Source organism: Rhodoblastus sp. (assembly GCF_052145335.1).
GTDB lineage: Bacteria > Pseudomonadota > Alphaproteobacteria > Rhizobiales > Beijerinckiaceae > Rhodoblastus.
Genome location: NZ_JBKQOU010000211.1, coordinates 1 through 7,963, shown reverse-complemented (window position 1 = coordinate 7,963; position 7,963 = coordinate 1). Strand labels below are relative to the sequence as shown.

The following is a 7,963-nucleotide window of genomic DNA, read 5'->3' as shown; positions in this document are numbered from 1 at the left end:
TCGCGGTCGCGGTCCTTGATCGACTTCTTGACCTCCGCCAGCACGGGCTCGCTGATTTCGGCTATCAGCCTGGCCACCGGCACGTTTTCGAACACGGGATAGAGCTGGGCCGCCCGGCGAAAACTCTTGTCGATCTGCGCGACTTCAAAATCCGCCAGATTCCAGTTTTTCAGCGAGCCGGCGAAGGACAGCTTGAGGTGGCGCAACTGCGTCTCGCCCATGATGTCCGCGAGGTCTTCCTGGCCGACGACGGGAGCCGCCTCGCTTGTGGGTTGCGGCGCATTGGCGCGCTCCTGCGCGCTGACGCTCCAAAGGGCGGCGCAAGAAAAAGCCGCGGCAAGAAAAAGTCTCATCTGGCATCCCCCTCATGTCTTCATGGCGGCATTGGGCGTCGCGCCCGGGCCATACCTTATGCTCGACGCTGGCGGCCGCAATGTCCAGCCATGTCATGCAAGTCGACGAGAATTCTTCGCCGGCGCCGCGTTGGCCTTCTTCCTCGCAAAACTTCGTCGCGCGCCAGAACGGTCAGCCCACCCACCGGATCTCCGGCGATTTGCGCGGGACTGGCGTGACGGCGCTTTTCGGATGCCCAATTATGATCGGCGCCACGGGATCCCATTCCGCCGGAAGGCCGAGGTCCGCCTTGCCATCGGCCGTGTTGAGATAGGCTTGCGCGAAACCGATCCAGCAGGAGCCAAGCCCGGCCGCGTAAGCCGCAAGCATCAGGTTTTCGCCCGCCAGGGCGCAATCCTCGACGATCCACGGGCCCTGGGCGGCGCCCGAAATCAGGACGAGCGCGGGCGCGTGATAAAAGATATGAAAATTCGGGTCGCGAAGGTGGGAGCGAAAATGATCGGCGTGGGGATTGCCGCCCATCGTGGCGAGCATATGCGCCTTGGCCCCGTCCGAGACGCGACGAAGCGCTTTTTGATCGCGCACCACCGTGAACGCCCATGGCTGCGCATTGACGGCGCTGGGCGCATGTATGGCTGCATCGATGAGGTTGCCGATGACGCTCGCGTCGACGGGTTCCTCGGTGTATTCGCGCACCGAGCGACGACCGGAAATCGCCTGGGTGACATCCATTGCGCTGTCCCTTGCTAACTCATCGCCGTCTTGTTTAGGGCCAAACCGAAAAGTTGGCATTGACAGCCATCAAGGCGCGCGACGAGCGGGCGCCCGCCTATTTCAAATCTCGCGGCGCGACAAATCGCGTCAGCCTTTCCGATCCCCTTCCAATCCTCGACCATGAGCCTTCAAAGGCAAATTGGGCCAAAGCCCCGGTTGGATAGGCGTCGGCCAGACGTCGGCCGAGCGCATCCCCGGTTGCATGTTCACGCCCCCCGATGAGGAGGACGGCCAAATCCTGCAAGCCGGGATTATGGCCGATCAATAGAACAGAGCGCGCCGTGTCCGGGACCTCCCGCAACGATTGCAGAATTTCCGGCGCGTCCGCCATGTACAGCTCCTCCCTGACCTCCACCTTTGGCGGCTTGGCCCATGGCTCGAGGCGCTGCAACGTTTGCATGGCTCGTATTGCGCCGGACACATAGATCAGATCCGGGTTTATGCTTTCGGATTGAATCAGTTGACGAATGGCCGCGGCCGCCTTTCGACCGCGTTTGCTCAAAGGGCGATCGTGATCGGGAATCGACAAATCATCCCATGAAGACTTGGCGTGACGGAGCAGGAACAGCTGTTTTTTCATTTTCTTCTTTTTCCGAAGCCCTCCGCCAGCCGCCGCCTTTAGCGGTCTGAAGCCAGGGCTACATAAAGGATCATTGTTTCCGGTATAAGGAAGGTGTAAAGATTCAAGACGAAATCAACCGACTCGCGCGCAAACCATCGATCGATGGATGGTCGGATGATAACCGCGGCTCGTGAGGGCCTTGCCGAATCAACCCAAAGGCGAGTTCTCCATCGAACTCGAACGGAAATGAAACTCGTAACGGCGATCATCAAGCCCTTCCTGCTGGAGGAGGTGCGTGACGCCTTGATCGCCGCTGGCGTCGCCGGCCTGACCATTACCGAGGTCAAAGGGTTCGGCGCCCAAAGGGGGCATGCCGAAATCTATGGTGGAGAAGAGTTTTCCGTCCATTTCGTCTCGAAACTGCGCGTTGAAATCGTCGTAATGGAAAAGAACCTGGCCAAGGCGATCGACGCCATTTGCGGCTCCGCTCGCACCGGCACGGTCGGAGACGGCAAGATTTTCGTGACCCCGATCGAACGCGCCGTACGAATCCGGACCGGGGAAACAGACATTTACGCCATTTGAGGCGCAAAAGCAGGTTGCCCGTCCTGCAAAACCGCTTACGCGGCGATCAGCTCTTTTTCCAGAGCCCCGAGATCGATGGAAATCTCGACGCTCGATTTCGCGGTTTCGACCGTTGGCGCGGGCGCGGGTTCCGCGACGGGCGGCCCGGCGACAACAGGCGGCGCCGTTTCGCTTGCGGCCGAAGCCGGCGCCAAGATTGGCGCGGCCAGGATCGGCGCGGCCAGGGCTGGCGCCACGGGCTGCTGGACGGGCCGCGGGGCCGGCGCGGTTTCGCTTTTCCTGCGCTCGATGACTCGCCGCCCCGCTTCTCGCGTCGCATCCGCTTCGAAACGGCGCAGAAGGGCGACCAGCGAACTTAAATTTTCGTCGCCGGAAACCTCGCATTGACGCAGCACGGCCTGAATGACCGGCAGGCGCAAGGCCCCGTCCTCGGTTTTTTCGTGCGGCAGGCGCGCCAGCGCGGTTAGCGCGAACTGGAAAGCGCGGAAAAGGCTCTCAGGCATTCCGGCCCTGGCGTAAACAGCGGCGAAACCCGAGGAGGCCGGGTCAGCGACCAATCCGGCGATGCGGCGCGGCCCCATGCCGGTCAGTTCGGACAGGGTCGCCTCGAACAGGCTGGTCTGGCCGCACAGCAGGGCGCGCAGGGCGAGGCCCGCCGTCAACTGGCCGGAGACCCGAAGATAGGCGGCGAGCGCCGCGATCTCATTGGAATAGTCGGCGCAGCCGGCAGCGATAATCATGGCGGCGCGGTCGCGCGAATCCTGAGCGATGCGTTCGCCCCGCGCGCGCTCCATCCAGTTGCGTTCGACCGCCAGATCGGTCAGTTGCCGGGCCGTGGCGGCGACCAGCGCCGCGCGCACGGTGGCGGGCAGCCACGCGCGGCCGAGCAGGGCCTCGCGCAACTCGCCGTCGTTCCAGAAACGCTCGATCATCCGGCGCATGGCGAATTCGGGCAGGTTGGCGCCTTCGTTGACCGCCAGGACGACCAGCGCCTCGCGCGCCGCGATTTCCGCCAGCGCGGCGGAGACGGCCGGCGACAGGGTTGCGCGCAAGGCTATCGCCGCCTGGGCGCACGAATCGCCGATGGCGGCGCAATCGATCAATTGCGCGTCGCTCAGCAGCGGCGAGCGCGCCAGCACGAGCGCGGAAACATTGGTCTGGTCGCAGGCCAGCGCTGCGATCAGCGCCGGAGGCGCCTTGGCGGCGCCGGCGAATGTTTCGGCCAGCGCCTGTCGCGCCAGCGGCGACGGGTCGTCGAGCAGCGAGAAGAAAACCTGCTCGGCCTCGACGCGCCCGGCCTCGTCCAGCCTGCCGTCAAGCCAGGCTCTCGCCAAAACGCGGGCGCCGTCCGCTCGGGCGCCGGCCGGCGCATTTTCAAACCACAGGATGAAATCGCGGACGATCATGCGTCACTCGCGGAAAAAACGGCGCCCCATTGGCGGCCGGTTAAGAGAGTGTGAGCATTCAAGGTAAAGTTTCGCTTAACGAGATTTTTTTATTGAACACGGCATGTCTCGGTCGGCGCTTTTGCTTTGAAGCACCATGCTTTGCGCTCCTGGCCCTTTCTCTGCGAGAATGGCGCCCGCGATTCGTCTCGATTCCCCGGAAAAGCCCGCCATGCGCTCGATCCTGGTCATTTCCGCCGCCTCTCGCGCCGCCTTCGAGGCGGGGCTGGCGAGCGAGGCCGACGCCTTGGCGCTCGATCTCGCCTGCGACGCCGAGATCGACGTCGCGCGGAAAAACGCCGCTGAATGGATTGCGGAAGCGCGCGGGCTGAACCGCCGCTGCCTGGTGAAAATACACCGGCTGGCCTCGGGGCTCTCCGATGGCGATCTCGACGCCGTCGTCGCGGCGGCGCCGGACGGTATCATCCTGCCCGACGCCTGCGGCGCCCGCGACGTGCAGCATCTCGGAGCGAAACTGGCGGTGCGCGAGGCGGAAAACGCCCTGCCCGACGGATCCCTCAAAGTCCTGGCGCTGGCGGCCGATTCACCCGCCGCGATTTTCGAACTCGGCTCATTGTCGCGCGCCGCGCGGCGGCTGATCGGCCTCGGCCGCGACGAACTTTTGTTGATGCGGCGGCTCGGAATTGCGGAGACGGGCGAGCGCCCGGAGCCGCTGCGCGTGGCGCGCGCGCTCTGCCTGTTCGCGGCGGCGGCGGCTGGCGCGCCGGCCTATGACTGCGCCGAACCCGGCGAGGGCCAGGATTTTGCGCGCCACTGCACTCAGGCCGCGCGCGAAAATTTCGCCGGCAAATTCGTCCTGACGGCGGCGCAGGCGAAAATCGCCAATGCGGCTTTCGCGCAAAAAAATTAGAATTTTGTGACCAGATCCGCGAGATTGGGTCGGGCTCGGTCCTCGATCTCGATCTCGACGCGGCCGATGTGGATGAAGCCGGCGATTTTTTCATGTTCGGCCAGTCCGAAGCGGGTGAGAACCTCCCGATCATAGGCGCACCATTCGGTCACCCAGGCGGTGCGGAAGCCCATCGACGACGCCGCTATGGTCAAGGTCATGCACGAGGCGCCGGCCGACATCTCCTGCTCCCACAGCGGGATTTTGACGTGCGGCGCGGCTCGCGACACCACGGCGACAACCAGAGGCGCGCGCAAAAAACGGTTGCGCTCGGTCTCGATGCGCTGGGCTTCGGCGCCCGGTTCGCGGCGGGCGAAGATTTCCGCCAGAATCGCGCCGGCCCGCGCGCGGCCATCGCCCTCGAAGACAATGAAACGCCAGGGGGCGAGCTTGCCATGATCGGGAACGCGGGCGGCCAGCGCCAGCAGGGTCGCCAGTTGTTCCTCGCTCGGTCCGGGGCCGCGCATCAGCACTGGCGGGGCAGAGCGGCGGAGCTTGAGAAGTTTTATTGTGTCGTTCATGCGATCACCCGAGCCTTTCGCTGAGAAAAGCCCTAAAATGGTCACTTTGTAAACCGATGCCGGAAATGGGTCGGAGCCGGGGGAATATTTTGGATCGAAGTCGGAGGATGATTTTGCGGCGCTGCGGTAAGCTTCTTGCCTTGCTCGGTATGATTTTGGCGGTCGCGCCGGCCCACGCACAAGCGCCAGACCCCGAATCCGCGCCAGCGCCGATGTCGGCGCCGCACGCTTTGGTCTCGCTCAGCGCTGTATATGGGCCGGGCGACCCGCAGCCGATTCGCTCCGGGTTGAACTGGCGGGTGTTCGATGCGCGCGCCGACGCCGACGGCGTCCACGCCCTGGTCGCCGAATCCACTCAGGCCGCGCCCTCCTTCTCGCTGGCGGACGGCGATTACATTGTCCATGTCGCTTGCGGCCTCGCTGGAGTCGCCAAGCCGATCACGGTCAATGGCGGACCGCTCACCCAGAAGGTGACGATGAATGCCGGCGGCCTGAAAATTTCCGCCCTGCTCGGCGATGTCGCCATCCCGCCGGCGCGGCTGAACGTGCAGGTCTACCTGCCCGACCACAACGACCCGGAAGCCAAGCTGATCCTGCCCAATCTCAAGGAGGGCGAGGCCGAATGCCTGCCCGAGGGCGCCTATCACATCGTTTCGAAACTGCTCGACGCGACGCCCGGCGCGACAACGCCGACCAATTCCACCGTTTACGCCGATTTCAAGGTTCAGGCGGGCAAGCTCACCTCCGGCGTGCTGCGCCACCGCGCCGCGACCATGACCCTGAAACTGGTCAATAGTTCCGGCGGCGAAGCGCTCGCCAACACCAGTTTCTCGGTCCTCACGCCCGGCGGCGACGTGATTCGCGAAATGATCGGCGCCTTTCCCTCGCTTTTGCTGGCGGAAGGCGAATATGTCGCCATCGCCCGCCACGACAGCAAGACCTATCAGGCGATCTTCAAGGTGATTTCCAACCAGGACCGCGATGTCGAGGTTTTGGCGCAGCAACCGGCTTCGCAATGACTTGAATCTCGGACCTGAATCTCGGACCTGAATCTTGGCGCCGGGGGGACGAAGAGCGCATAGTGCGGCGATTCGAAAATGGGAGACCAAGCCATGCGCCCTGTGTTATTCGCCCCCGTCCTGGCTCTGGCGTTGGCGGCGTCATTCTCGGCGGCGGCCCTCCCCGCCGATCCCGAACAGGGCGAAAGAATCGCTGGGCGCTGGTGCGCGCCCTGCCATCTCGCCGCGCCCGAACAGAAAGAGGCCAGCGCCGATGTTCCGCCCTTCGCCACCCTCGCGCGGACCAAGACGGACCAGCAGCTGTCGGCGTTCCTCACCGATCCTCATCCAAGAATGCCGAACCTGCACCTGACGCGCGAGGAAATCGCCGATCTCGTCGCCTATATCCGCACCCTCGCCCCGGCGGACGCGCGGTAGAACAAAAATTGCAGCCCCGATCCGATTCACTCGGATCGGAGAAAGCTTTTAGAAAACCAGCGGATCGAAAAACGGAAAGCCGTTCTCCTCTTGCCCGCGAGGCCACTCGCGGTCCGCGGCGACCGGCAAGCCCCGGCTGAAGCCCGTCAGGTGATTGCCATCGGGCGACAAAACCAGTTGTTGGGCGTCGCCCGTGTTCCAGCGAAAGACCACATCCCGCTGGAAACAGCTCCATGTTCCTTGCACGCCCGTTGACGGGCGGTACGCCCTGCCGTTGGCGTGAACGACGATGTCGTCGGCCAGGAACAAGGTCCAAACGCCCGGCAGGTGACGGCGGCAAAAATACCTGTCGACATTGGCCCCTTCATAGGCCGACGCGCTTTGCAGCGGCGCGGCCAGCGCCGCGAGCGCCAGGATGGTTGCGAATTTCAGCGCCTTCATTTTCGCCTCTCGTCTGTGAAAATCGTTTTGCCGATTATGAACGGAAAAACTTGGCCGCGCCAACAGACACGCCAGCGAATCCTAAAAATCCTCGCCTTCGGGCAAGGGCACGTTGAAACCGTTGAGCGTCGTCGACACCATGCAATAGAGCCCGACAAGATAGATCAATTCCGCCGTCGCCTGGTCGCCGAACGTGTCGACCCCGCGCTTGTAGGTGATGGCGGGAACGGTCCCGGCGACCACGGCGGAAGCCATGTCGTAAGCGACGCCCTCTTCGCGGGTCAGGTCGAAGGGCCGCTGTCCCGCGACGATGGTGGCGATCTTGTCGTCGGACAGGCCGCGCGCCTCGCCGACCAGCACATGGGCGTAGATTTCATAGGCCGAATGGAAACGCGCCCCGGTCGCCAGAATGGCGATCTCGCGCACCGGCTTGGGCAGTTTCGGATTGCTCGCCAGCGCCTTGACCAGATTCCACACCGGGCCGCCGAATTGCGGATAGCGGATCCAGGGATTCCACGGGCCGACCAGCTCGCCGTCGCTGTCGATGGCGGTAAATCCCTTGAAGCTGGTTTCGATGCCCGACTTCATGTCGTCGTAGAGCGCCTTCTGGGAGTCGTCGAGCTGGTCTTTCTTGAGCAAGGGCAAGCGCATGGTCGGTCCAATCCTGTTGCGTGAAACAAGTTTAACGCAGGCGCCAAAAATGCGTTCACGGCGCCGGATTGCCGCGAACCTGATGAATCGCGTCGATGCGCTTTTCCAGTTCGGGGGCGAGCGTTTTCGGCGCGGCGAGGATGATTTTCAGCTGATCCAGCGTCGTTGCGCCGATGATATTAGCGGCGACGAAAGGCCGCGAGGTGACAAAAGCCAATGCCAGATGCACGGGATCGAGCGAAAACTCCCGCGCCAGGCTGTGATAATCCTCGATGGCTTCGTCG

General features: G+C 63.6%; 11 protein-coding genes and 1 pseudogene. 4 read left to right on the top strand and 8 right to left on the bottom strand.

Translation table 11 applies throughout. From position 1 onward, the window contains the following. The 3 genes and pseudogenes from ACLP2E_RS13545 to ACLP2E_RS13535 form a co-directional block, all read right to left on the bottom strand. Positions 1-353 (bottom strand): annotated as a pseudogene (locus tag ACLP2E_RS13545) (hypothetical protein); the annotation flags it as partial. Positions 354-525: 172 nt separating this feature from the next. Continuing rightward, entirely contained in the window at positions 526-1,086 is a 561-nt protein-coding gene (locus tag ACLP2E_RS13540) for a nitroreductase family protein (RefSeq protein WP_442466241.1), read from the bottom strand. A gap of 97 nt (positions 1,087-1,183) precedes the next feature. Then, a complete protein-coding gene (locus ACLP2E_RS13535; RefSeq protein ID WP_442461757.1) occupies positions 1,184-1,708 on the bottom strand; it encodes a SixA phosphatase family protein in 525 nt (174 codons plus the stop codon). 228 nt (positions 1,709-1,936) lie between these two features. On the opposite strand from ACLP2E_RS13535, the gene ACLP2E_RS13530 reads away from it, so the two are divergent. Then, on the top strand, positions 1,937-2,275 hold the full coding sequence (locus ACLP2E_RS13530; protein WP_442461756.1) for a P-II family nitrogen regulator: 339 nt from the start codon (positions 1,937-1,939) through the stop codon (positions 2,273-2,275). A 35-nt stretch (positions 2,276-2,310) separates the two neighbouring features. On the opposite strand, the gene ACLP2E_RS13525 is transcribed toward ACLP2E_RS13530, so the two are convergent. After that, a complete protein-coding gene (locus tag ACLP2E_RS13525; protein ID WP_442466240.1) occupies positions 2,311-3,681 on the bottom strand; it encodes a DUF2336 domain-containing protein in 1,371 nt (456 codons plus the stop codon). Positions 3,682-3,850: 169 nt separating this feature from the next. Between ACLP2E_RS13525 and ACLP2E_RS13520 the strand changes: the two genes are divergently transcribed. Then, positions 3,851-4,591 carry an aldolase/citrate lyase family protein gene (locus ACLP2E_RS13520; protein WP_442466239.1) on the top strand — a complete coding sequence of 247 codons (741 nt, stop codon included), beginning with the start codon at positions 3,851-3,853 and terminating at the stop codon, positions 4,589-4,591. Here ACLP2E_RS13520 and ACLP2E_RS13515 read toward each other — a convergent pair. Then, the gene (locus ACLP2E_RS13515) at positions 4,588-5,151 is read right to left on the bottom strand and encodes a nitroreductase family protein (RefSeq protein WP_442466238.1); all 564 of its coding nucleotides are present in this window, start codon (positions 5,149-5,151) and stop codon (positions 4,588-4,590) included. The two genes, ACLP2E_RS13520 and ACLP2E_RS13515, sit on opposite strands and share 4 nt — an antisense overlap. Before the next feature lie 212 nt (positions 5,152-5,363). On the opposite strand from ACLP2E_RS13515, the gene ACLP2E_RS13510 reads away from it, so the two are divergent. Together ACLP2E_RS13510 and ACLP2E_RS13505 are read left to right on the top strand one after the other, a co-directional pair. Next, on the top strand, positions 5,364-6,170 hold the full coding sequence (locus tag ACLP2E_RS13510) for a hypothetical protein (protein ID WP_442466237.1): 807 nt from the start codon (positions 5,364-5,366) through the stop codon (positions 6,168-6,170). 93 nt (positions 6,171-6,263) lie between these two features. Further along, complete coding sequence (locus ACLP2E_RS13505) at positions 6,264-6,587, top strand: c-type cytochrome (protein ID WP_442461751.1); 324 nt, start codon at positions 6,264-6,266, stop codon at positions 6,585-6,587. A 48-nt stretch (positions 6,588-6,635) separates the two neighbouring features. Here the strand turns inward: ACLP2E_RS13505 and ACLP2E_RS13500 are convergent, their stop codons facing one another. The 3 genes from ACLP2E_RS13500 to ACLP2E_RS13490 form a co-directional block, all read right to left on the bottom strand. Next, entirely contained in the window at positions 6,636-7,028 is a 393-nt protein-coding gene (locus ACLP2E_RS13500; RefSeq protein WP_442461750.1) for a hypothetical protein, read from the bottom strand. Between the two features lie 81 nt (positions 7,029-7,109). Then, positions 7,110-7,679: a carboxymuconolactone decarboxylase family protein gene (locus ACLP2E_RS13495; protein ID WP_442466236.1), complete on the bottom strand. Its 570-nt coding sequence runs from the start codon at positions 7,677-7,679 to the stop codon at positions 7,110-7,112. Between the two features lie 55 nt (positions 7,680-7,734). Continuing rightward, a partial coding sequence (locus ACLP2E_RS13490) for an aldo/keto reductase (RefSeq protein WP_442466235.1) occupies positions 7,735-7,963 on the bottom strand: 229 nt, incomplete at its 5' end.